Origin of the sequence: Aquicella siphonis, assembly GCF_902459485.1 — a bacterium.
Classification (GTDB): Bacteria; Pseudomonadota; Gammaproteobacteria; order DSM-16500; family DSM-16500; genus Aquicella; species Aquicella siphonis.
In genome coordinates this window covers 1317390-1338532 of sequence record NZ_LR699119.1, presented here as the reverse complement: position 1 = coordinate 1338532, position 21143 = coordinate 1317390, and the positions used below count along the sequence as shown (strand labels likewise).

Annotated in this window: 28 protein-coding genes; 9 read left to right on the top strand and 19 right to left on the bottom strand. The window is 44.2% G+C overall.

The features are described from left to right. Positions 1 to 9 precede the first annotated feature (9 nt). From AQULUS_RS06265 to AQULUS_RS06180, 18 genes are all read right to left on the bottom strand, one after another. On the bottom strand, positions 10 to 294 hold the full coding sequence (locus tag AQULUS_RS06265) for a Thoeris anti-defense Tad2 family protein (RefSeq protein ID WP_148339228.1): 285 nt from the start codon (positions 292 to 294) through the stop codon (positions 10 to 12). Between the two features lie 212 nt (positions 295 to 506). Beyond that, complete coding sequence (locus tag AQULUS_RS06260) at positions 507 to 812, bottom strand: hypothetical protein (RefSeq protein WP_148339227.1); 306 nt, start codon at positions 810 to 812, stop codon at positions 507 to 509. 448 nt (positions 813 to 1260) lie between these two features. Then, positions 1261 to 1500: a hypothetical protein gene (locus AQULUS_RS06255; RefSeq protein WP_197737295.1), complete on the bottom strand. Its 240-nt coding sequence runs from the start codon at positions 1498 to 1500 to the stop codon at positions 1261 to 1263. After that, positions 1490 to 1906 carry a hypothetical protein gene (locus AQULUS_RS06250; protein WP_148339226.1) on the bottom strand — a complete coding sequence of 139 codons (417 nt, stop codon included), beginning with the start codon at positions 1904 to 1906 and terminating at the stop codon, positions 1490 to 1492. The genes AQULUS_RS06255 and AQULUS_RS06250 overlap by 11 nt, the downstream gene beginning before the upstream one ends. A gap of 79 nt (positions 1907 to 1985) precedes the next feature. Next, positions 1986 to 2249, bottom strand: a complete 264-nt coding sequence (locus AQULUS_RS06245; RefSeq protein ID WP_148339225.1) for a DUF2829 domain-containing protein — start codon at positions 2247 to 2249, stop codon at positions 1986 to 1988. 185 nt (positions 2250 to 2434) lie between these two features. Further along, positions 2435 to 2743 (bottom strand): hypothetical protein, encoded by a 309-nt coding sequence (locus AQULUS_RS06240; RefSeq protein ID WP_172622761.1) that lies wholly within the window; start codon positions 2741 to 2743, stop codon positions 2435 to 2437. Positions 2744 to 2761: 18 nt separating this feature from the next. Further along, complete coding sequence (locus AQULUS_RS06235) at positions 2762 to 3055, bottom strand: DUF6948 domain-containing protein (RefSeq protein ID WP_148339224.1); 294 nt, start codon at positions 3053 to 3055, stop codon at positions 2762 to 2764. Between the two features lie 53 nt (positions 3056 to 3108). Then, complete coding sequence (locus AQULUS_RS06230; RefSeq protein ID WP_148339223.1) at positions 3109 to 3459, bottom strand: hypothetical protein; 351 nt, start codon at positions 3457 to 3459, stop codon at positions 3109 to 3111. Between the two features lie 62 nt (positions 3460 to 3521). Next, positions 3522 to 3848, bottom strand: a complete 327-nt coding sequence (locus AQULUS_RS06225; protein WP_148339222.1) for a hypothetical protein — start codon at positions 3846 to 3848, stop codon at positions 3522 to 3524. A 562-nt stretch (positions 3849 to 4410) separates the two neighbouring features. Continuing rightward, on the bottom strand, positions 4411 to 4671 hold the full coding sequence (locus AQULUS_RS06220; protein WP_148339221.1) for a hypothetical protein: 261 nt from the start codon (positions 4669 to 4671) through the stop codon (positions 4411 to 4413). A gap of 109 nt (positions 4672 to 4780) precedes the next feature. Beyond that, on the bottom strand, positions 4781 to 5080 hold the full coding sequence (locus tag AQULUS_RS06215; protein WP_148339220.1) for a hypothetical protein: 300 nt from the start codon (positions 5078 to 5080) through the stop codon (positions 4781 to 4783). Positions 5081 to 5096: 16 nt separating this feature from the next. Next, a complete protein-coding gene (locus tag AQULUS_RS06210; protein ID WP_148339219.1) occupies positions 5097 to 5306 on the bottom strand; it encodes a hypothetical protein in 210 nt (69 codons plus the stop codon). Then, positions 5293 to 5604: a hypothetical protein gene (locus tag AQULUS_RS06205; RefSeq protein WP_148339218.1), complete on the bottom strand. Its 312-nt coding sequence runs from the start codon at positions 5602 to 5604 to the stop codon at positions 5293 to 5295. The genes AQULUS_RS06210 and AQULUS_RS06205 overlap by 14 nt, the downstream gene beginning before the upstream one ends. Next, positions 5601 to 6587, bottom strand: coding sequence for a hypothetical protein (locus tag AQULUS_RS06200; protein ID WP_148339217.1), 987 nt, complete (start codon positions 6585 to 6587; stop codon positions 5601 to 5603). The genes AQULUS_RS06205 and AQULUS_RS06200 overlap by 4 nt, the downstream gene beginning before the upstream one ends. A gap of 2 nt (positions 6588 to 6589) precedes the next feature. After that, complete coding sequence (locus tag AQULUS_RS06195; RefSeq protein ID WP_148339216.1) at positions 6590 to 6967, bottom strand: hypothetical protein; 378 nt, start codon at positions 6965 to 6967, stop codon at positions 6590 to 6592. A gap of 72 nt (positions 6968 to 7039) precedes the next feature. Continuing rightward, positions 7040 to 7951 carry a phage recombination protein Bet gene (gene bet, locus AQULUS_RS06190; RefSeq protein ID WP_172622760.1) on the bottom strand — a complete coding sequence of 304 codons (912 nt, stop codon included), beginning with the start codon at positions 7949 to 7951 and terminating at the stop codon, positions 7040 to 7042. Next, positions 7944 to 8789 (bottom strand): PD-(D/E)XK nuclease-like domain-containing protein, encoded by an 846-nt coding sequence (locus AQULUS_RS06185; RefSeq protein ID WP_148339214.1) that lies wholly within the window; start codon positions 8787 to 8789, stop codon positions 7944 to 7946. Before AQULUS_RS06185 ends, bet begins: the two co-directional genes overlap by 8 nt. Further along, the gene (locus AQULUS_RS06180) at positions 8789 to 9073 is read right to left on the bottom strand and encodes a hypothetical protein (protein ID WP_148339213.1); all 285 of its coding nucleotides are present in this window, start codon (positions 9071 to 9073) and stop codon (positions 8789 to 8791) included. Before AQULUS_RS06180 ends, AQULUS_RS06185 begins: the two co-directional genes overlap by 1 nt. A gap of 222 nt (positions 9074 to 9295) precedes the next feature. Here AQULUS_RS06180 and AQULUS_RS06175 point away from each other — a divergent pair, with 222 nt between their 5' ends. Beyond that, positions 9296 to 9841 carry an outer membrane beta-barrel protein gene (locus tag AQULUS_RS06175; RefSeq protein WP_148339212.1) on the top strand — a complete coding sequence of 182 codons (546 nt, stop codon included), beginning with the start codon at positions 9296 to 9298 and terminating at the stop codon, positions 9839 to 9841. Between the two features lie 125 nt (positions 9842 to 9966). Here AQULUS_RS06175 and gltA read toward each other — a convergent pair whose 3' ends face one another. Further along, the gene (gene gltA, locus AQULUS_RS06170; RefSeq protein WP_148339211.1) at positions 9967 to 11256 is read right to left on the bottom strand and encodes a citrate synthase; all 1290 of its coding nucleotides are present in this window, start codon (positions 11254 to 11256) and stop codon (positions 9967 to 9969) included. A 325-nt stretch (positions 11257 to 11581) separates the two neighbouring features. On the opposite strand from gltA, the gene sdhC reads away from it, so the two are divergent. The 8 genes from sdhC to sucD all read left to right on the top strand — a co-directional run bounded on the left by sdhC (position 11582) and on the right by sucD (position 21141). Beyond that, complete coding sequence (sdhC, locus tag AQULUS_RS13185; RefSeq protein WP_148339210.1) at positions 11582 to 11953, top strand: succinate dehydrogenase, cytochrome b556 subunit; 372 nt, start codon at positions 11582 to 11584, stop codon at positions 11951 to 11953. Continuing rightward, the gene (gene sdhD / locus AQULUS_RS06160; protein WP_148339209.1) at positions 11947 to 12294 is read left to right on the top strand and encodes a succinate dehydrogenase, hydrophobic membrane anchor protein; all 348 of its coding nucleotides are present in this window, start codon (positions 11947 to 11949) and stop codon (positions 12292 to 12294) included. The genes sdhC and sdhD overlap by 7 nt, the downstream gene beginning before the upstream one ends. Positions 12295 to 12297: 3 nt before the next feature. Then, positions 12298 to 14064, top strand: a complete 1767-nt coding sequence (gene sdhA / locus AQULUS_RS06155) for a succinate dehydrogenase flavoprotein subunit (RefSeq protein ID WP_148339208.1) — start codon at positions 12298 to 12300, stop codon at positions 14062 to 14064. A 27-nt stretch (positions 14065 to 14091) separates the two neighbouring features. Continuing rightward, entirely contained in the window at positions 14092 to 14793 is a 702-nt protein-coding gene (locus tag AQULUS_RS06150; protein ID WP_148339207.1) for a succinate dehydrogenase iron-sulfur subunit, read from the top strand. Between the two features lie 117 nt (positions 14794 to 14910). Continuing rightward, positions 14911 to 17739, top strand: coding sequence for a 2-oxoglutarate dehydrogenase E1 component (locus AQULUS_RS06145; protein WP_148339206.1), 2829 nt, complete (start codon positions 14911 to 14913; stop codon positions 17737 to 17739). A 29-nt stretch (positions 17740 to 17768) separates the two neighbouring features. After that, the gene (odhB, locus tag AQULUS_RS06140; protein WP_148339205.1) at positions 17769 to 18986 is read left to right on the top strand and encodes a 2-oxoglutarate dehydrogenase complex dihydrolipoyllysine-residue succinyltransferase; all 1218 of its coding nucleotides are present in this window, start codon (positions 17769 to 17771) and stop codon (positions 18984 to 18986) included. A 92-nt stretch (positions 18987 to 19078) separates the two neighbouring features. Next, positions 19079 to 20245, top strand: coding sequence for an ADP-forming succinate--CoA ligase subunit beta (sucC, locus tag AQULUS_RS06135; protein ID WP_148339204.1), 1167 nt, complete (start codon positions 19079 to 19081; stop codon positions 20243 to 20245). Between the two features lie 11 nt (positions 20246 to 20256). Next, positions 20257 to 21141, top strand: a complete 885-nt coding sequence (gene sucD, locus AQULUS_RS06130; protein WP_148339203.1) for a succinate--CoA ligase subunit alpha — start codon at positions 20257 to 20259, stop codon at positions 21139 to 21141. The last annotated feature ends 2 nt before the right edge of the window (positions 21142 to 21143 follow it).

Here is a 21143-nt window from a genome sequence, read left to right as displayed (position 1 = left end):
TGTGCATTCTTAATCTTTAATTATAGGTTTTCTACGCCGCACATTCTTTGCAACCTCCCAATCCAAAGCAAATAGGTCAGCCTGGATAGGTTGCCAATCGAATACTAGATCGCTAAATTCATTTTTATATTTTATCGGAAAAAAATAACCGTCATGCGGTACCGGGTTTAATTTTATATAATCCAGATCAAGGTATAGAAAATACCAGAAAGTTTTTTTTGTGGTAATATCAACGCCACGCCTTTTTACGATTTTCCCAGCCTTTATATGTTTAAATGCCGTGCAAAAGTCCATCTATATACCTTCCTTTTTATCGCGTATAGACATTAGTAGCGCGTGTTATCAATTTTACGATCTCTTTTGATCGTCCTTCCTTTACCATTTCATACGGCGACTTGTTGCCAAATTCAGGTAGTTTACTCATCCACCAGCAATTTGTCTTGTCTTTATCATACTGGAACATCTCAAGTGCGTATGAATATACTTTTGCGTATGATATTCCACGTTTATTCGTTGCCGTCATTGTTACGCCCTAAAATATTGTAAATGTGATAGGATTTAAACTTAACGTAATCGCCGTAATTATATTTGCTAGTATTAGTAAGGTGGTTATCAATTTTTCCTATTATATTATCAGCCTCGATGAGTTTGACTGTTACCCAGAAACGCTCGCGTCCGTTACAGATTTTTACTGAATCGTTAACCTTTATACTTTCAAGATCATTTAGGGTGGGGGCATTAAATGTTTTGCTATGTAATATTGCCTGCATTTGTGCATTTATCCAATCATCTATTATTGAATTTTCTAACATATTTAAATACCTTTAATAAATAATTAACTATATGTCTAAGGCATTTTACATTTGTACGTTTTAAAGTTCATCATTTTAAAAATTCTCCTTGAAAAATTTATCTATTAGGTTAAAAAGATCATTCTCTTTAACTGTCATTCCTTCTATTTTTTCATTCGCAACATAGATATAACCATCTGAAGTTGATATTCTTTAAACATGTTTTTTGTCATCAGAATAAAGATAAAAAGCTATATCTAATCCCATTACAAAATTCTCCATTCGTAATCAAAGTCGAAAAGCGAAAGTGTATATGTAGATAATGCACCATCTCCATTCCATATTTCTAAATAACCGGACATTGGGTCAAATTGAATATGATAAGGCCAGTTGTCTCTCGTTATTTTTACAGTATATGGATTATCATGTATTATTTTTAATATCTCCAAAAGTTTCATTTATTCAAATCCTATATTTTCTCATAAGTCATTTCAAAAATATCTGGCTTACATGGATAGAATTCGCCTTTAATCCCTTTAATAACATAATCGTTCAGTGATACATGCATTTCACCTTCTGCCGTTTTAATGTAAAATGTTCCATCATCAGAATATCTTCCACAAGATACAAAAACTTCAAATGGCGCAACATTTCCAGTAAATTGCATTGCTTCAATAATAACTGGTTTTTTTCTATATTTATTTATCATTCAAATCCTCGACTTTGACATAGTTATTTTCTATTAGGTAAACTAATGTAAGACAGCGAGCGTCTGCTTCTTTTTTATTTGCTGTTATAAAAATAGAATAAAATGAGTCATTTACATATTTAATAATAAATCCGTCATACTTATTTCTGGCAATTTTATGTATTTCCAGCCAATAATAATCCTGAATACACACTGGCAGCATTTCGCCAAGTTCAGCTACCGTGTATGCAGGATAATTTTCAGGATTATAATCATGCTTTTCAATATATGCTTTTTTTAGCGCTGTCGGCTCCCAGTCGTTATCGTTAAGAGGATCGTGCCACCGAAATAAACTTTCACTTCTAACTCCAAGATCATGCAACTTGCGCGCGAGATCGAGGCTTATTACTTGTTCTTCAAGTTTCATAATTCACTCCAGCTCGTCCGTGATCTCATCACGACAGGCTCGCCGCGCAAAGCGGACGCTAAATAAAACGGGTTCATTTTCATTCTACTATTTCCCAGTCTTCTGACAACAAATCAGATTGCGAAGGCACCCATGGAACACAATATCCTTGAGAAGTTTTCATATCGATGTGTGCATGATATTTTGTTTTGGTGCCTTCAGGATAAATCCCAAGCAAAGGAGGGCGATTAACAATAAACTCACTACCTTTAACTAGATATAAAAACATATTTTTTCCGTTCCAACCTGAACGCGAGACTCTTTTACCTTCTTTAATTAAATTTAACGCTTCGCTAAAATTCATAATTTTTTCTCCGATTTAATATTGGCAATCGATAGCACCGAGGTGTCCTCGTCATTAGGTGCATCACCGCTTCTTTTTCAAAGCTCCCCTAAGTGGTTACGCCACTGCGTGATTGCCATAAAATTGTGGCCTATTTTCCCTTGGCTTTGCTAGGGTAGTGTTCCCATAAGGATATACCTTACAGCCTACCTTCTCGGACTTTGCGCTAGTCCAATCCTCAGTATCGTCGGCCATAAATATTTAGCCATCGCCATATCCATAGCCATCGCCAGAGCCATCGCCATATCCATAGCCAGAGCCATCGCCATAGCCAGAGCCAGAGCCATCGCCAGAGCCAGAGCCATCGCCATAGCCATCGCCATCGCCATCGCCAGAGCCATCGCCATCGCCAGAGCCATCGCCATCGCCATCGCCATAGCCAGAGCCATCGCCATAGCCAGAGCCATCGCCAGAGCCATCGCCATATCCATAGCCAGAGCCATCGCCATATCCATAGCCAGAGCCATCTTTAATTAATGTTGAGTCCATATTGGCACGCCTTTTATAGATTTTTTTGCTTTTTCTGTAACATCTAGTATTTCGATGACTTGTAATAATTCAATCCTATCTACTTCACATGGAAATTTGCAATTTAATGGTTTTGAAACTCCGTGCATAGCCAACTCACTTAATGATGATGCACCATCCCAATACCACAATCTGCGAGCATTTGTTAAAATTATCTCCTGCCCATTCCGAGATTCTAATTCACCCGCAAAAACTCCAGCTGAATACGTCCTCACTATTACATATTTTTTTTCTAACATTTACTTTCTCCTGATTAAAATTTCGCCCTACTTTTAATAGGGCGATTCATTGTTTATATTCCAATCGTTTCTTTTAATTTTTCAAAAACTGCACTGATTTTTTCTTCCAGATTGACTTCATGTAAAGCAAAATCAGTCGACATTTCCAGAGCTTCATTTTCAGATGAGCCGCAAGCGCCTAATAATCTTTTCAATGCTTGTCTAAAATTTTCTTCATCGTCAAAATTAGCCACGAAATAATCATCAATTTTATCTGATTCAAGCGTCATATTAATTATTAATCGACAAAATGATCCATTTTTAAATTTTAATTTTTGCGCCTTTATTGACTTGATTTTTTCCAAGCAGATAATCATATCTCCTGCATCATTTTTTTCACACTTCGATTTCAATAAGTACATCATTTTTTAGTTTCCTATGGCTGGTTATAAATAATATTTTTTTACAATAAAAGCATTTTCTTCATCTAGTGGCATACCTTTTCTGCCTTCATAAATTGTGAGGGGCATATTTTAATAATATCGCTTATCAGGATATTTAATAATACATTGAACCTTTCGTTTCTTTCGCTAATATCAACAGTATTTAAAATGTTTATAATGACGCTTGAAACAATCAAAACGGCGGCATTAAAAAATATAGCATCAGCTTGGTATTTGCAAACATCAATGATGCGGTATTTTTCAAACACATTCTCAAGCTGTGCTTCAAGCGCATTTACCAAAATTGAAACCTCACTTTCCATGGCGCTCTTATCAAATTCAGTTTTGTGCTTTGTTGGGCAATTGCGCATTACCTACTATCCTTCTACATTTGCGGCACGTATGGTTATTGAAGCCGAAATTATATTTCAAGTCGCGGTGCCCGCAATGCGGGCATTTTTTACCGTCATTTGTCTTAAGTTTTTTTTTAGGCATATATAGTCAAACCTGCATTACTGTTAATTTGCACTTGTGGTAAAAAACACATTGATGTTGATATTTCATAATGTCCGTTGCACTCATAAGCGATACTATGATTGTATAAATAACCTCCCGCAACTTTCATACGCCTAGTCGTGCCGTGGTAGTGTGTATCTGAAACAATTTCCCATTCAACGAAAGGGTTTTTATTTTCTGAATCAAAACAACCGCTCATGCTGATATTTCCTTGTGAATTATGTAGGGGTATACCCTGTCAAAATTACTAACCTTATTGCATAAATCGCAAATATGTTTGAAACCTTTATCTGCGGCCATTGCTTCAAGTGTTGATCTGGGCGCATCGTATTTGAATGCGCCGCCGCATTCGCAAGCATTTTGTACTATATATGTAAGTGCGGGCACTAACTTTTCACCCATTATTATGTTCCTTTATTAAAACCATGTTTCTATTAGCGTGGGTTCATCTTCCGGGGTACGTGAACTTCGGTGTAAGTAGGGCGGCACTAATTTTCTTGCTTCATCTAGCGTTTTTGTTAGCCCTAGTATCGCGCCTAAAGTTATGCCGTCTTTATGGCTAAAAAACTCGCGCACTATAAACATGCCGGGGTGGTCGGCTGTATTGTAATAAACGGCTATAATCCTCAACCCATCGAAAGCCTTTTTTACGGCTTCTTCCATTTCATCCTTAACCATAGAAAATTTTCCTTATAGATAGGGTGCTATTTTTTACAATACGCGCATTTGCGCCCGTATGTTATTTGGCCGCACTTAAGGCAACGGTAATGTGCAAATATAATAAGCATCAGAAGTAAACCCCTAAGCTTTTCAATGCTTCACCTAAGTCAGTATGGCGCTCACCCGGCATAACGGGGTGGAAGGCTAAAAAATTACCTGAATTGTCAATAATTACCTCATCAAATATGCCTTCACTATCGCTATAAATGACACGGTGTTTTCCTATATTGGGTACTTCATTCCTTATTTGTGCTAGCACGCATTCAATACCGTTAGTAACCGACATATTGCCTAGGTTGAGATCATTGATGACGAGTACAGGGTAGGGCGTTGCATCAATAATCCGGTATCGGTAATCGGCGTGCATAGGCGCGCCCGCTTTTTTAAAACAATGCTTGCACCGCATTTTCATTAACCTCATTATTTGGCTTGTTATATTCGGATGCAATCTCAGCATCAAATATCTTTAAAGCTTCATTCAGCTTGTTGAGTGCATCTTTCGGCTTATCCATCACCAGGTCATCTTTGGCCATTTTAATGGCTGTATAAATTTTACCGGCCAACCATGCTTCCTTGATTTTATGTTCCGTCATTTTCTATTCCTTTGTCGTTGATTGATTTGATCGTCAATTTTTTTGCAAGACAAAAACCATCTATTTCGGTTGCCATAGCAAAACAATTATAATAATAACGCGGGTACCCGTCTTGCTCATCTATATTGCATTCAATTGCTTTACTATCTACCTTGACTATAAAACGCCCCCTATCACAATAATGCGGCCTAGATTCAATGTATATATCCGCTTTATCGCATTCTATGTGAATGTAATTCATACTATTAGCATTCAAATGGGCTAGTATAGGTAGAAGTTCTTCTAGTACGGTAATCATTTTTTACCTCGAAGGGATTCGTATGTCAGCAATTTAAAGCAGTGTGCATATTGTTCTGGGAATTCTTCCTTTATCATCTCTAGTAAAAATAAAGAGCATGAATCGCATAGATTGCGTTCGTCATTATGAATTTTATTTTTGCAGTTGTTTGCGGGGCATTCCTTACTTGCAATAACACTATTGTGTTGAATAAACTCATCAGCGGGAGCACTTATTATTGAAGGCGTTGTTTTGACTTCATGGGGTGAAAATATATATCGCTCAGGTTCATTTCCTTCAGCCTCGGGTTCTTTTGTTTTTTTATTAAGCTCATCAAGCCGTGTGCGTTCAGCCTCTTGCTCTTTGCGAATTTTATCTAATCGTTCTGCCTCGGCTTTAAGCTCATCCTGTTGTTTTTCATAAGCGGCTTGGCGCTCACGTTCAGCGCGCTCCTTTTCGGCCTTATGTTTTATAAAAGCTATTTCAACCCTAAGCAATGAATCCTCAAAAACATCATCAGGCATACTTTTTAATGTCGGTATGTCTATGCGGTAATCGGTATAGCCGGCAAAGTATGCTTGCCCGTCAAACTTGAAATCGAAGCTCAATAATAATTTGATGCGATTTTGTAGTTTTATAGCCTCAGCCTGTTCTTTCTCGCGTTTAATGCGCTCTATTTCCTGATCTATTGTTTTTTCCTGTTTTTCAAGGTGTGCCTCAATAGGTGTGAGCAGGGAGGTTATGCGCCTTGCCTCGCCGTCAATCGCTTGCTTATAGCGTAAAGCATCGGATGTGAGTTCTTTGCGCCGCTTTTCAACACTAACACGGTAATTTTTAATATCCAGCCGTGCCGCCTTGACAGCCTTGTAACCCGCTTTATCCTCTATACCGTTAATAGCTAGCGGCATATATTTTTTTGCTAATTCAGAAAGAGCACTATCAGTCAAGTTAAAACTTTGTAATTGCTTGTTGATATAATCATCGGTAGAAATTTCGTTAATCATGATTATTCTCCGTGACAGATTAATTTGATTTTTGAAATAGTTTTTTGTTTTGCAATATTATATTGTGCTAGATAATACGATTCGTCTTTTTTTGAATAAAAGAAAGAATTATTTACAAGAATACCATCTCTATTTATAAATGAATCTGTATATACACCTACTATTCTTTCATTTTCAGGAAAGATGTCAGCAATTTTAAAAGTGTCGTTACTAACGGTTAATTTCCAATCTGTAAAGGATATAATAACGGTATATTGCTTATCATTGCTCTTACCTGTACAACTAAGAGCATCAAAATTATTCGCCGCATGGGCCGCTATTGAGAAAGCAAATAAAGTGATAAAAATGAATTTTTTAACTAGATTTTTATGAGTACGCATATTATATTTTAAAGCTCCTGTTGACTGTGATAAGGGGCATTAGGTGTATCGACTTGATGCCCCCTGTTACTTTTAACCCAACTCTTTCTGTTTTTGTCTGTATAGGTTCATTAATTCTTTTTTGTCGGCCATCATGCTACCGGGCAATGAATTAACGAGGTCAACCGCATCGACCAGCATTTGCGCATTATCGGCATTTTGTATTTTTGTTTTTATTGTATCGACTGATACAAGCAACTCTTGTTCAAGCGGCTGTTCAGCCGGCGGTACTTGTGCCTCGGCGGTTGTATTAACCGTTTCTGTCACTTCACCCGTAGCGGGGTTTACGATCTCACCGTCAAAAGTATTGCTAGGCTTTAGCTCAAGCCGTTTGTTAAGCTGGCTCGCCTTGCTTTCCTCGCGCATGTGTTCAGGCATTTCATCTTCACTGTACGTGCCGCCGAAGGTGCATGAATCGGCCATGCGTATTGCTTGGCATTCCGCTACCTTTTTAATCATCGTGGCTTTCTTGGTTTTCCATAAACTATGCCCTAAGTCATATTCATGTAGTTCTACGAATACGTAAAAGGGGCGCGGTACATTTGCCATGTGGACGATTGAATAGGCGCCTAGCAACTTGCCGCGGTCTTTTAAGTTATAGGTATGGCGCACTTCGCCTTTTGTTAAGTCGAAACAGAAATCATCATTTGAATAGACGGCATCAGCATGGTGCCCTCGGTAATATTCTTTTGTACTTATGGATTTTCTATAGCCGTCACGTCCTATGAATATCTGCGCGGCTGAATTTTTGTCATATTTAACTAGCCAGATTTCACGGAGAAAAGGGTTTAAGCCCGTAGCTATGCCTAATTCAACAAAAGTTTTAAATTCAAGGTCAGTAGCGTCTTTCGCATAAATTGAGCGTATTGTTTTAAGCTGTTCGGGGTCGCGCCACATGGCTAGCATGTTATTTAACGGTGCGGCTTTTTGTAACTCATTACTCATTGTCATTACTCCTATAAGCGTAAGCGGGTAAATCAATATCAAGGATGGCTTCTTCGTAACCGGGCCATGTATTTGTAATTAGGCATTGCTGGTAAATCGCGGCACCTTTTTTGTAATCAGCGCGGCCTTGTTCTAAAGCCTGTCCTTTCAGGACGTAGGGCTGGACAAGGTAGGGCGGCTCCTTGGCTACGGCGAAAAGTACAACCATGTTGTAGGGAATGCCAGTCGCCGCGGTCAGGCCGTCACAGGCCATGGCCGCTTGGCTGTGGTAACCGTATTCATATATATGGCGTGCAAAGGCGGCGCGGCGCACATCCTTTGCGGTTTTAATATCAATGATAAGGAAGTCGTTATAGAAATCAGGGCGCGTGCGCAACGGCGCGCCGCTATCCGGGTCTAGCCACATGATAGAATCTTCAAAACAACCGGTGCCCTTTACTTTTTTAAAAGCGGCATGGTTTATGATGTTATTTGCCATTAACCCGGCCTGTAGGTAGTCGTCCTCGGTAAGTATTTCCCGGCCCCCCGCGCTAGTTATGAAATCCTCATATTTGCGGCGTGTCTCATAAGTGCTACGGCGGTTCGGTTTGGTAGGCATAGCATCGACAATAAGGTAGCGGTCAAAAAAAGTATCGGGCTCAAGGACAAGGGTATGTACGGCCGTGCCTATTTTTTTATCAGCCGACTCCTTACGCTCATATTCACCTGATAGGTAACGGTAGTAGTAAATTTTAGGGCAATCCAGTATTAGCCTGATACCTGAATTGCTGATGCCGGGTGAGCGGTGGTAATCCTCATTGCTGATGCCTTTATATAGGCCGGGGGTTTCTATAATCATTACAACCTTCTCCTACCGCATATTTGTTCAGCCCGTATATCGGCTATGCGCTGTCGGCGGTCATGCTCAAGGTTGTCATCGGCACCCGGTGTGCTGTCATCGGTAGCCGGCGGTTCATCAGCGGCGGCTAGGTAGGTTTCACAATGGCCCTTTACCTCACGGGCAAAGTTAAGTTCAAGGTCATTTATATGCGGGGTGCTTATGATTTTTTCGCAAAGCTTTATTAGGCGCTTGGCTTTAATTGTAATGTCCGTAGTCAATTTTGTTATTTCATCATTACTCACCGCATACCCCCTCACTTAAAAATATTGCACCGTTTCTGCACCGCAAATAGGTAACTTCTTGCAAAAACCGGCTTAATTTTGTATATTATTTGCATAACGCATACACATTAACTATTTGATTAATAAAGTTTCTTAATCTTAAATACGTTATTCGCAATGCGAAGGTCGGGAGTTCGATCCTCCTCGACTCCACCAGGAAATTGATGTTTAAGAGGGAGTAACATGAAAAAAATATTCTATTCATTCGTTTTATCCTCCATTGGTCTGGCCACGCTTTCATCGCACTCCGCTTATGCTGGAAATAGGCCGGGTGCTTTGACACTGACAGCGGGTGGCGGTTATGTCTATCTGGATTCCAAACGGGAAATGAACAACAAAGGCTTCGGCATGCTTGAGCTGGGCTATAATCTTACTGAGCATTGGGGTGTTGAAGGATTTCTGGCGGGATTCAAGACTCGTTTCAAGCGATCTGTCAATGATACGCGGCATGTAAGTGGCACGGTCTTCAACTTCGACGGTGTATACCATTTTTCACCGTTCAAGATAGTTGAACCTTATATACTGGCGGGTGTGGGTATCACGGGGTTAAATCCGAACAGAAACGATGCCAATAATGAGGGCAATATCAATGCGGCAATCGGCGCGCAAATATTCGTCGCCAACTCCGTAGCCCTGCGTCTTGAAGCGCGCGACGCTTATACATGGGTAGGTGGAAAGAATGATGTCTATGTGAACGGCGGCGTTAGTGTATTATTTGATCTGTGCTAGTATGAAGTGTTTTCCATTCTCCCGAGGACGTTAATCGAACTGACACGTTCGATTAACGTTGCTAGGTTCAAATTTAAGCCGTGTTGTCAGGGTTTCTGAGCAGAGTGGACTTGTCTGATTCCTGGCTATTTTCCCCGTAGTGACATAGTTACGTAATCTCTTTCTTTTGAACCTCTGTACAATTGTCTTGGGCGCCCCAGTCGATAGGGATTGCTGATCATTTCATTCCATTGCGCAACCCAGCCTACTGTTCTCGCTAGCGCGAATATTACCGTAAACATATTAGTGGGAATGCCAATTGCACTCAGTGTAATACCAGAATAAAAATCCACATTAGGATAAAGTTTCTTTTGTACGAAGTAATCATCCTGAAGTGCTATTCTTTCCAATTCCATGGCAAGTTTGAACAGAGGATCATTATGGGCGCCGACAGCTTCTAAAACTTCATGGCAGGTTTCGCGCATGACTTTGGCGCGAGGATCGTAGTTTTTGTATACACGGTGTCCGAAGCCCATGAGACGGAATGAATCTTTTGGATCTTTGGCACGAGCGATAAATTTGTTAATACGTGAAGAGTCACCGATTTCATTCAGCATGTTTAGCACCGCTTCGTTGGCGCCGCCGTGTGCCGGTCCCCAAAGCGCTCCTATACCGGCAGAAATACAAGCGAACGGATTGGCGCCTGTGGAGCCCGCCAGCCTGACAGTGGAAGTGGAAGCATTTTGTTCATGGTCTGCATGCAATATGAAAATTCTGTCCAGTGCGCGGGCAAGTATGGGATCCGGAGTGGTTTCCTCGCAGGGTGTGCCAAACATCATGTGCAGAAAATTTTCTGCGTAGGATAACTTGTTTTTAGGCGGCATGAAGGGCTGCCCGATAGAATATTTATAACACATGGCGGCAATGGTCGGCATTTTCGCAATCAGCCTCAGCGCAGAAATTGTGCGATGTTCGGGATTGGTGATATCCAGGGTGTCATGATAAAAGGCTGAAAGCGCTCCGACCACACCAACCATAATGGCCATGGGGTGAGCGTCACGGCGAAATCCATTGAAGAAATTGCGAATTTGTTCGTGCACCATGGTATGGTGAGTGATGTCCTTGCAGAACTTGTCGTACTGGGTTTTGGAAGGCAGTTCGCCGTTCAAGAGCAGATAACAGACTTCCAGAAAGCTGGACTGGCTGGCAAGCTGTTCAATCGGGTAACCTCGATAAAGCAGTATGCCTTTGTCACCGTCTATATAAGTGATTTTTGATTCACATGCGGCTGTCGAATTAAAACCAATATCGTATGTAAAATACCCATCTTTCAATAACGGACTGATATCAATGACGTCTGGCCCTAGCGTACCGGACAAAATATCCAGCTCGATTGTTTTGCCGTTGACGGCTAGTTTCGCCTTCTTGTCAGCCATAGAAGCAGATCTCCATACTCTTTATAATTGAAATTTACACCCGCGGCTTGCCACGGGAACCCTGGTGACGGGGGATACCTGAGGGAAGAAATACAACTCTCTCCCTGAGGCCATCGGTGCGGGTTCATTTCGCGCCGATGATCTAATCATTGATTATTATATTAAATCATAAATACCCGGCACTAAGACAGGGGAGGGTGGATTCTAGACGAATATTTTTCTTCTGTCGCGCATTCATAAAAGCATGTATCTATTTGATTTACAGATGTCCGAATAATATAATCACAAGTATTTGTGGCAAGTATTTTGCTAAGGAACATGACGCGTGAACCATTCTAGGCCGAAAAATCTTAATCTTTTTACAATACACTTCCCCATTCCAGCTATTGTCTCTATTTTGCACCGTGTATCCGGAGCTTTTCTTTTTTTGCTCATCCCGGTTGCGCTTTGGGGTCTGGAATACTCTTTGACGGTTTCAGGGTTTGACGATTTACAGCGCTTATTGGGCTCACCTTGGGTCAAAATCATTTTCTGGTTATTGTTTATACCATTTTGTTTTCATCTTGTTGCAGGTGTGCGGCATCTTTTATCAGATATCCACATTGGTGATACGTTGAAACTCGGCAGGTCTATGGCCTGGGCCACTTTTGTCATTTTTGGTTTATTCGTCATTTTAGCGGGAATCTGGATATGGTGAAATCTGTATTAGGTGTCAATCATCAGGGGTTGCGTGACTGGGTTGTACAAAGAATTTCTGCCATTCTGATGGCAGTCTATTCAATTGGGTTAATTATATACATTATTTCCAATCCGGGGATTTCATTTGCCGAATGGCACAGTCTGTTTGCTCGTGAGTGGATGAAAATCGCAACTATTCTGTTTCTGGTGTCCATTATGCTGCATGCATGGATAGGGATATGGACCATCTTCACGGATTATATAAAATCCTTTGTTCTTCGCAGTACTTTAAATGTTCTTGTTCTCCTCATGCTTGCCGCCTGTTTTATCTGGGGCGTGCTGATTTTATGGAGTGTTTAATTAATGAGAGTTCCAACGCATACGTTTGATGCAGTGATAGTCGGTGGGGGTGGAGCAGGTCTTCGGTCTGCCATAGAGCTTTCACAATCGGGTTTGAAGGTGGCGGTTCTTTCCAAGGTTTTTCCTACTCGGTCCCATACGGTGTCCGCACAAGGCGGTATTAATGCAGCCTTGGGGAATATTGAGCCGGATGACTGGCGCTGGCATATGTACGACACGGTCGTGGGATCGGATTTTTTAGGTGATCAGGATGCGATAGAGTATATGTGCAAGAACGCACCTCAATCCATTTATGAGCTGGAACATATGGGTCTGCCGTTTTCACGCCTGGAAAATGGCAAGATTTACCAGCGTGCTTTCGGGGGTGCTACACGCGAATATGGTAAGGAACAAGCCCACCGTACCTGTGCAGCGGCTGACCGGACGGGACACGCCATGCTGCATACTTTATACCAGAAAAACCTGCAGGCTAAAGCGCATTTCTTCAATGAATGGTTTGCTATCGATTTGGTTAAAACCGCCGGGGGCGTCGCGGGTGTGACAGCGATTTGCATAGAAACCGGTGAGGTTGTCTTTTTACACGCCAGAGCTGTGGTGCTGGCCACTGGCGGAGCCGGGCGGATTTTTCAATCTACCACGAATGCCCATATTAACACGGGTGATGGCTTTGGCATGGTGCTGCGTGCAGGGTATCCGCTGCAGGATATGGAATTCTGGCAATTCCATCCTACCGGGATTTATGGTTCAGGGTCACTGATTAGTGAAAGCGTGCGTGGAGAAGGCGGGTATCTCATCAATAAGAACGGCGAGCGGTATATGGAACGGTATGCGCCTCATCTAAAGGATTTGTCTTGCCGCGACATCGTTTCACGTTCATCGGCGATTGAAATACGTGAAGGCAGGGGGGCGGGTCCTAAGGGAGAATATGTTCTTCTCAAGGCAGATCATCTGGGCGAAGAAATCATCAAGTCAAGACTGCCGGGCATACGTGAACTAGCCATGACATTCGCTGGTGTTGATCCTATTAAGGAACCTATTCCGGTTGTGCCGACTTGCCACTATACCATGGGCGGCATACCCACCAATTACCACGGCCAGGTATTAACCCAGAATGCAAAAGGTGAAGACCAGATTGTGGATGGATTATATGCTGCCGGTGAATGCGCCTGTGTCTCGGTACATGGTGCAAACCGTCTGGGTGCCAATTCTCTTTTGGACTTGATTGTGTTTGGCCGTGCTTCGGGCATGCATGTGAAAGAAAGTATTGATCAAGGTCTGCATTATCACGAAGCAACGAATGATGATATCGAGCAGGCCTTATCCCGTTTGTATCGCTGGAATGGAAACGAGAAAGGTGAAAGTGTGGATGATATTCGCTCCGCGTTGCAAAAAGTCATGCAAGATGATTTTGGCGTGTTCCGTACTGAGGAGCACATGAAAGAAGGCTTCATGAAGCTGGAAGAATTAAAAGACAGATTGAATTATGCCTCTATTAAAGACAAGAGCGCTTGTTTTAATACGGCCCGGATCGAAGCCCTGGAGCTGGATAACCTGATGTCAACGGCGATTGCCACGGCTTATTCGGCCGAGGTACGCAAAGAAAGCCGCGGAGCGCATGCGCGGTCGGATTATCCTGAGCGGGATGATAAAAACTGGCTGAAACACTCTCTTTATTATGAAGACGGCCGCCTGACATTCAGACCTGTCAACATGAAACCGGAAGGCATGGAGCCTATCACACTCAGAAACAGAGAAGAGAACCCTACTTAAGTACTATGAACTAATGAGGATATGATCATGCGTTTTTCCATCTACCGATTCAATCCAGAAACTGATGAAAAACCATATATGCAAGATTTTGACGTGGATGTGAAGGAGAATAATTGTGTGATGGTGCTGGATGCCTTGCTTGCCATCAAAAATAAAATGGATGAAACATTAACCTTGCGCCGCTCCTGCCGTGAAGGAGTGTGTGGCTCGGACGGCATGAATATCAATGGAAAAAACCGCTTGGCATGTACGACACATCTCTCTTCTCTAAAGGAGCCGATTGTCATACGGCCATTGCCGGGCTTGCCGGTTATTCGCGATCTGGTTGTTGATATGACGCAATTTTATCAGCAATATGAGAAAGCACAGCCGTATCTGCAGAATGATGAGCCGGCCCCGGCGACCGAGCGCCTGCAATCACCCGAAGACAGAGCCAAGCTGGACGGGTTGTATGAGTGTATTTTATGTGCATGCTGCACCGCCTCTTGCCCCTCTTTCTGGTGGAATCCTGATAAATATATGGGACCTGCAGCACTGCTACAGGCATACCGATTTATCGCCGACAGCCGTGATACTCACACTGAAGAGCGCCTTGCCGACCTTGCTGATCCATTCAGCGTTTTCCGGTGTCGTGGTATCATGAATTGTGTGGATGTTTGTCCCAAAGATTTAAATCCTCTTCAGGCAATCAATAATATTAAAGAAGAAATGCTTGAGGATTCAGTTTGATTTTTCTTTATAACCCATTGAAAACAAATGATATTTTCTTGTGTTTTCGGTGGTGTGCGTGTAATGCGTGCAATGAATGGTTTTTTTAGATAAACATTAAATTGAGTAGTGTGAGAAATGACCACCCAGCCCAGAACCATGCAAGAACTTTGGCAAGACACTTATCTTTCCTCCGGAAACGAAGCTTATCTTGAGACTTTATACGAAAATTATCTTGCAGACCCGCAAAGCGTCGCGCCGGAATGGCGAAATTATTTTGAACAATTATTACAGCGCGTCCCTCGTACCTCACCGGATGTTTCTCATGCCGCTATCAGGGAGCAGTTCTTGCAGCTGGCGAGAGAGTCTGCAAAAGTAGCCGCTGTGTCTGGTATAGAAACCTATCATGACCAGCAGCAGGAACGAGTTATAGAGTTAATTGCGGCTTACCGGCGCCTGGGGCATTTGCAGGCCAACATCGATCCGCTTGGAATGTATAAAGGTATATACAGCCCCACGCTAGAACTCGCATATTACGGCTTCACTGATCAAGACCTCAAGAAAACCTTTAATGTGGGATCTTTCACCGGATTGAACAAAAGTTCGGCTACACTGGCGGAAATTTATGATGCGCTGCGCAGGGTGTACTGTAATACGATAGGCATCGAATATATGCATATCAATCGGGTCGAGGAAGTGGAGTGGATACGCGAGCGCATGGAACAGGGTTGGTCTAGTTTTAAGCCCACCAATGCTGAAAAGTTGCATATATTAAACCGCCTGGTGGTGGCTGATGGCTTGGAAAAGTATCTGGGTTTCAAATATGTGGGACAAAAGCGGTTTTCACTGGAAGGCGGCGACAGCTTGATTCCGCTTCTGGATACCGTGGTAAATCGCAGTTCCCAGAACGGTGTCAAGGAAACCATCATAGGGATGGCTCACCGCGGCAGACTGAATGTGCTTGTTAATATTGTGGGCAAGGATTCAAAAGGAATTTTTGCCGCATTTGAAGGCAAGGGCGTTCCCGAAACACATTCCGGAGATGTGAAATACCATCTGGGCTACTCGTCGAATGTCAAGACTAACTATGGGTTGATGCACATCGCTCTTGCTTTTAATCCATCTCATCTTGAAATTGTGTCTCCTGTGGTGCAAGGGTCGGTCAGGGCCAGGCAGCGCCGGCGTCGGGATACGGAACAAAAGCAGGTATTGCCGATTCAAATTCATGGGGACGCCGCTTTCGCTGGGCAGGGCGTGGTCATGGAAACGTTTAACATGTCCCAGATCCGCTGGTTTGCGGTCGGGGGATCTATCCATATCGTCATCAATAACCAGGTTGGATTCACGACTAGCAACACCAAGGATTCCCGTTCAACTACATACTGCACCGATGTGGCGAAAATGGTGGAAGCGCCAGTGCTGCATGTTAATGCAAATGATCCTGAAGCTGTGTATTTCGCAGCCTTGTTCGCAGTCGACTACCGCTATCTGTTCAAAAAAGACATCGTGATTGACCTGGTGTGTTACCGCCGGCATGGTCATAATGAGGCAGACGAACCTTCCGCAACCCAGCCTCTTATGTATAAAACAATTAAAGCCATGCAGGTTCCCTACCTTCTTTATGCCAAAAAGCTGGTCAGCGAAGGCTTGATCAAGGAAGATGAAGAGAAAAAACTCGTCGATGCTTTCCGTCAGGGTTTGGATGACGGAAAAACCATGGTAGAAGTGGCGAATGACAGTGCTTCTTATGAATTTGCCGTCAACTGGGAACCTTTCATTGGCAAGTCCTGGACTGAAAAAGCCACCACAGCTGTTCCGCTCAATCGCATCAAAGAACTGGCGAAAGCAATGGAAAAACTGCCTGATGGATATGTGCTTCAACCCCAGGTCAAAAAGACACTGGAAGCCCAAAGAAAAATGACGGATGGCGAGCTTCCAATTAACTGGGGCTATGCTGAAACCATGGCCTATGCGACTCTTCTGGATCAGGGTTATCCTATCCGGCTTTGCGGTCAGGATGCCGCGCGGGGAACCTTCGCACACCGCCATGCGGTACTTCATGATCAGAATACAGATGAAATTTACATCCCGTTAAGCCATGTTTCACCCAACCAGGCTCAAATCAATGTGGTGGATTCGTTCCTTTCTGAAGAAGCCGTGCTTGCGTTTGAATACGGCTATGCCACTGCTGAACCCAATTTTCTGGTTATCTGGGAAGCGCAGTTCGGAGATTTTGCCAACGGCGCGCAGGTTGTGATTGATCAGTTTATCAGTTCCGGAGAACAAAAGTGGGGACGGTTGTGCGGCTTGGTCATGCTGCTTCCTCATGGATACGAAGGTCAGGGACCGGAGCATTCTTCTGCGCGTCTTGAACGCTATCTGCAGCTCTGCGCGCAAGACAATATCCAGGTTTGCATACCATCAACTCCGGCACAGATCTTCCATTTGCTGCGCCGGCAAATGATAAGGCCTTATCGAAAGCCGCTTATCGTGATGTCGCCTAAAAGCGTGTTGCGTAACCCGCTTGCGGTATCTGAACTGAAAGAGTTATCTGAAGGCGAGTTCCGGTTGGTGATACCCGAAATAGACAAGATTGACGCAAAGAAAACAGAGCGTGTGATTATCACTTCCGGGAAAATTTATTATGAATTGCTTCAGCACAGACGCGACTTGAAATTGAATAACGCCGCCATTATCCGTCTTGAGCAGCTTTATCCATTTCCTGAAGAAGCTTTCCGCGGCGTGATGGCTTCTTACGCACATGTGAAAGATATTATCTGGTGTCAGGAAGAGCCGCAAAACCAGGGTGCCTGGATCACCATTTCACCTTACATCCAAAGCACGCTGGCGAAAGGACAGAAACTGCGTTATGCGGGCCGTCACTCATCGGCTTCTCCAGCGGTGGGTTATCACACGGTACATGAAAAAGAGCAAGAAGAACTGGTTGAGCAAGCCCTAACAAAATAAATAGAACTTATAGCAAGAAGGAAACCAAGATGGCGATAGAAGTTAAAGTACCACTGTTACCAGAATCCATCACTGACGCAACAGTTTCTACATGGCACAAGAAAGCTGGCGATAGAGTCTCTCGCGATGAAAATATCGTCGACTTGGAAACAGATAAGGTCATGCTTGAGGTTCCCTCCCCAACAGATGGTATTTTAAAGGAAATTATTAAGGCGACCGGAAGCACGGTTCAGGCTCAGGAAGTCATTGCTGTGATTGATGCGGCAGTGGCGGAACAGACGCCTGCGCAGCCGGTCAGCGCGCCGGTCCGCAAGGAAGAAAAAGCCGCTCCTGCCGTGACGGATGCTGGCAGCCAGGAAATCCGGCTCGCGGCACCGCAGCCTGTGCCTCCCATGGGTCCCTCTGTGCGCCGGGCCGCGGCAGAACATGATATCGATGTTTCCCAGGTGGTGGGCACTGGCAAAGGCGGGCGTATTACTAAAGAAAACGTGCTCGCGGCAAGCAAGAGCGGTGCAGGCATGCCTGCTGCATCCCTGCCCGCGGGAGCGCGGCCTGAAAAACGCGTGCCAATGACGCGTATTCGTGCTCGGATTGCGGAACGGCTGCTGGATGTCACACAGAATACCGCCATGCTGACCACATTTAATGAAATTAATATGGCGCCGGTGATGGACATTCGCAGCCGCTACCGGGACAAATTCGAGAAAAAATACAATGTGCGTCTTGGCTTCATGTCGTTTTTTGTCAAGGCTTGTGTGGAAGCTTTGAAACGCGCTCCGGTTGTGAATGCTTCCATAGACGGCAATGATATTGTCTATCACGGATTTTTTGACATAGGCGTTGCTGTTTCAACGGATCGCGGTTTGGTCGTCCCGGTGCTGCGTGATGCCGACAAGATGAGCATGGCTGAAATCGAATCGAAAATTGCCGAATCAGCCGAGAAGGCACGCACTGGCAAATTGACGCTGGAAGAAATGCAAGGCGGTACTTTTACGATTACAAATGGCGGGGTGTTCGGATCATTGATGGCGACACCTATCATCAATTCGCCGCAATGCGCCATCTTGGGAATGCATAAAATCCAGGAGCGGCCTGTGGTTGAAAATGGCCAGGTTGTCATACGGCCCATGATGTATGTGGCGCTCTCATACGATCACAGGCTCATTGACGGCAAGGAATCCGTGACTTTTCTCGTGTCAATTAAGGAATTACTTGAAGATCCGACACGCTTAATACTGGAAGTATAATAAACCGCTGGATCGCGGCCTCGCGCACGCAATGGCTTGCGAAGCGAAGATATGCGCAATTGTGATTTATAAATATAAAACAGGTGACAGTAATGAATCTTCATGAGTATCAAGCAAAACAGTTATTATCGGAATTCGGTTTGCCGGTTTCAAAAGGTGAAGTCGCATCCAGTGTGGAGGATGCGCTTTATATCGCTGATAAAATGAAAACCTCGCGCTGGGTTGTAAAAGCGCAAGTTCACGCGGGCGGCAGAGGCAAGGCTGGCGGTGTTAAAGTTGTTTCCACGAAAGACGAAGTCACCGAAGTCACGCGTTCCCTGCTGGGAAAACGCCTTGTCACTTATCAGACTACAGCGGAAGGGCAGCCGGTAAATCAGGTATTGATTGAAGAGCCTTGCGATATAGAAAAAGAATTGTATCTGGGCGCGGTGATTGATCGTTCCACGCGGCGTATTGTATTCATGGCATCAACGGAAGGCGGTGTTGAAATTGAGAAAGTGGCTGAAAAAACGCCCGAAAAAATTCTAACGGTGACATTGGATCCGCTGGTGGGCATGATGCCGTACCAGGGAAGGAAACTGGCTTTCGCCCTGGGTTTAAAAGGAGAGCAAATCAAGCAGTTTGTTCATCTGCTCTCAGGACTCGGCAAAATGTTTACTGAATGCGATCTGAGCCTGCTGGAAATCAATCCGCTTGTGATCACCAAGCAAGGCAATCTGTTGTGTCTGGATGCGAAGATCAATATTGACGACAATGCGCTGTACCGGCAGCCGAAATTGCGCGCCATGCGCGATGCTTCACAGGAAGACGAACGCGAGAATCACGCGCGCGACTGGGAACTGAATTACATCGCGCTTGACGGCGATATCGGTTGCATGGTTAACGGCGCGGGTCTTGCCATGGCTACTATGGATATGATCAAGCTGCAAGGCGGCAACCCGGCCAACTTTCTGGATGTGGGCGGCGGTGCGACCAAGGAACGCGTTTCGGAAGCTTTCAAAATTATCCTGTCGGACAAAAAGGTTAAAGCCATTCTCATCAATATTTTTGGCGGTATCGTGCGCGGAGATTTGATCGCGGAAGGCATTATCGGTGCTGTGGCGGAAATCGGGACATCTCTGCCGGTTGTTGTCCGGCTTGAGGGAAACAATGCGGATCTGGGCGCAAAAATGCTGGCTGAAAGCGGCCTGAATATTATTGCTTCCACCAGTTTCACAGACGCGGCCAAAAAAGTCGTACAAGCCGCAGCCAACGTATAAGGTGTCATATCATGAGTATTCTTGTAAATAAAAGCACAAAAGTCATTTGCCAGGGATTCACTGGCAAGCAGGGAACCCTGCATTCCGAACAGGCGATCGCCTATGGAACAAAAATGGTGGGCGGCGTCACGCCCGAAAAGGGAGGTCAGACCCATCTGGGACTGCCGGTTTTTAACACGGTCAGTGAAGCGTACCTGGAAACGCAGGCTGATGCGTCAGTCATATATGTCCCGGCGCCTTATTGCAAAGATTCGATACTGGAAGCCGTGGACGCGGGAATCAGATTGATAGTCTGCATTACCGAAGGCATTCCCGTTCTGGACATGCTGGAAGTCAAAGCTTGTATCGATCAGCATCCTGAAGTGCGGCTGATCGGTCCGAATTGCCCGGGTATCATCACTCCGGGTGAATGCAAGATCGGCATTATGCCCGGATACATACACAAACCCGGCAAAGTCGGCATCGTGTCACGTTCAGGTACGTTGACTTATGAAGCCGTCAAACAAACTTCTGATCTGGGTCTGGGCCAAAGTACTTGCGTAGGCATAGGCGGCGATCCCATTCCTGGCACCAATTTTATTGATGTACTGGGCATGTTTGAAAAAGACCCGCAGACAGAAATCATTGTGATGGTGGGAGAAATTGGCGGAAGTGCTGAAGAGGAAGCGGCCGCGTTCATTAAACAACATGTGTCAAAGCCTGTGGTTGCCTATATTGCAGGTGTGACAGCACCGGCTGGAAAGCGCATGGGTCATGCCGGCGCCATCATTGCCGGCGGAAAGGGAACAGCTGCGGAAAAATTCAAGGCGCTGGAAGCGGCGGGCGTTCATACTGTTCATTCACCTGCTGAAATGGGCCAGAAAGCAGCAGAAGTACTTGCGAAAGTGACGACCTAGAT

Coding starts and splice junctions, on each gene's coding strand:
- AQULUS_RS06265 (WP_148339228.1), bottom strand. CDS start 294: ATGGACTTTTGCACGGCATTTAAACATATAAAGGCTGGGAAAATCGTA.
- AQULUS_RS06260 (WP_148339227.1), bottom strand. CDS start 812: ATGTTAGAAAATTCAATAATAGATGATTGGATAAATGCACAAATGCAG.
- AQULUS_RS06255 (WP_197737295.1), bottom strand. CDS start 1,500: ATGATAAATAAATATAGAAAAAAACCAGTTATTATTGAAGCAATGCAA.
- AQULUS_RS06250 (WP_148339226.1), bottom strand. CDS start 1,906: ATGAAACTTGAAGAACAAGTAATAAGCCTCGATCTCGCGCGCAAGTTG.
- AQULUS_RS06245 (WP_148339225.1), bottom strand. CDS start 2,249: ATGAATTTTAGCGAAGCGTTAAATTTAATTAAAGAAGGTAAAAGAGTC.
- AQULUS_RS06240 (WP_172622761.1), bottom strand. CDS start 2,743: ATGGATATGGCGATGGCTCTGGCTATGGATATGGCGATGGCTCTGGCG.
- AQULUS_RS06235 (WP_148339224.1), bottom strand. CDS start 3,055: ATGTTAGAAAAAAAATATGTAATAGTGAGGACGTATTCAGCTGGAGTT.
- AQULUS_RS06230 (WP_148339223.1), bottom strand. CDS start 3,459: ATGATGTACTTATTGAAATCGAAGTGTGAAAAAAATGATGCAGGAGAT.
- AQULUS_RS06225 (WP_148339222.1), bottom strand. CDS start 3,848: ATGCGCAATTGCCCAACAAAGCACAAAACTGAATTTGATAAGAGCGCC.
- AQULUS_RS06220 (WP_148339221.1), bottom strand. CDS start 4,671: ATGGTTAAGGATGAAATGGAAGAAGCCGTAAAAAAGGCTTTCGATGGG.
- AQULUS_RS06215 (WP_148339220.1), bottom strand. CDS start 5,080: ATGCACGCCGATTACCGATACCGGATTATTGATGCAACGCCCTACCCT.
- AQULUS_RS06210 (WP_148339219.1), bottom strand. CDS start 5,306: ATGACGGAACATAAAATCAAGGAAGCATGGTTGGCCGGTAAAATTTAT.
- AQULUS_RS06205 (WP_148339218.1), bottom strand. CDS start 5,604: ATGATTACCGTACTAGAAGAACTTCTACCTATACTAGCCCATTTGAAT.
- AQULUS_RS06200 (WP_148339217.1), bottom strand. CDS start 6,587: ATGATTAACGAAATTTCTACCGATGATTATATCAACAAGCAATTACAA.
- AQULUS_RS06195 (WP_148339216.1), bottom strand. CDS start 6,967: ATGCGTACTCATAAAAATCTAGTTAAAAAATTCATTTTTATCACTTTA.
- bet (WP_172622760.1), bottom strand. CDS start 7,951: ATGAGTAATGAGTTACAAAAAGCCGCACCGTTAAATAACATGCTAGCC.
- AQULUS_RS06185 (WP_148339214.1), bottom strand. CDS start 8,789: ATGATTATAGAAACCCCCGGCCTATATAAAGGCATCAGCAATGAGGAT.
- AQULUS_RS06175 (WP_148339212.1), top strand. CDS start 9,296: ATGAAAAAAATATTCTATTCATTCGTTTTATCCTCCATTGGTCTGGCC.
- gltA (WP_148339211.1), bottom strand. CDS start 11,256: ATGGCTGACAAGAAGGCGAAACTAGCCGTCAACGGCAAAACAATCGAG.
- sdhD (WP_148339209.1), top strand. CDS start 11,947: ATGGTGAAATCTGTATTAGGTGTCAATCATCAGGGGTTGCGTGACTGG.
- sdhA (WP_148339208.1), top strand. CDS start 12,298: ATGAGAGTTCCAACGCATACGTTTGATGCAGTGATAGTCGGTGGGGGT.
- AQULUS_RS06150 (WP_148339207.1), top strand. CDS start 14,092: ATGCGTTTTTCCATCTACCGATTCAATCCAGAAACTGATGAAAAACCA.
- AQULUS_RS06145 (WP_148339206.1), top strand. CDS start 14,911: ATGACCACCCAGCCCAGAACCATGCAAGAACTTTGGCAAGACACTTAT.
- odhB (WP_148339205.1), top strand. CDS start 17,769: ATGGCGATAGAAGTTAAAGTACCACTGTTACCAGAATCCATCACTGAC.
- sucC (WP_148339204.1), top strand. CDS start 19,079: ATGAATCTTCATGAGTATCAAGCAAAACAGTTATTATCGGAATTCGGT.
- sucD (WP_148339203.1), top strand. CDS start 20,257: ATGAGTATTCTTGTAAATAAAAGCACAAAAGTCATTTGCCAGGGATTC.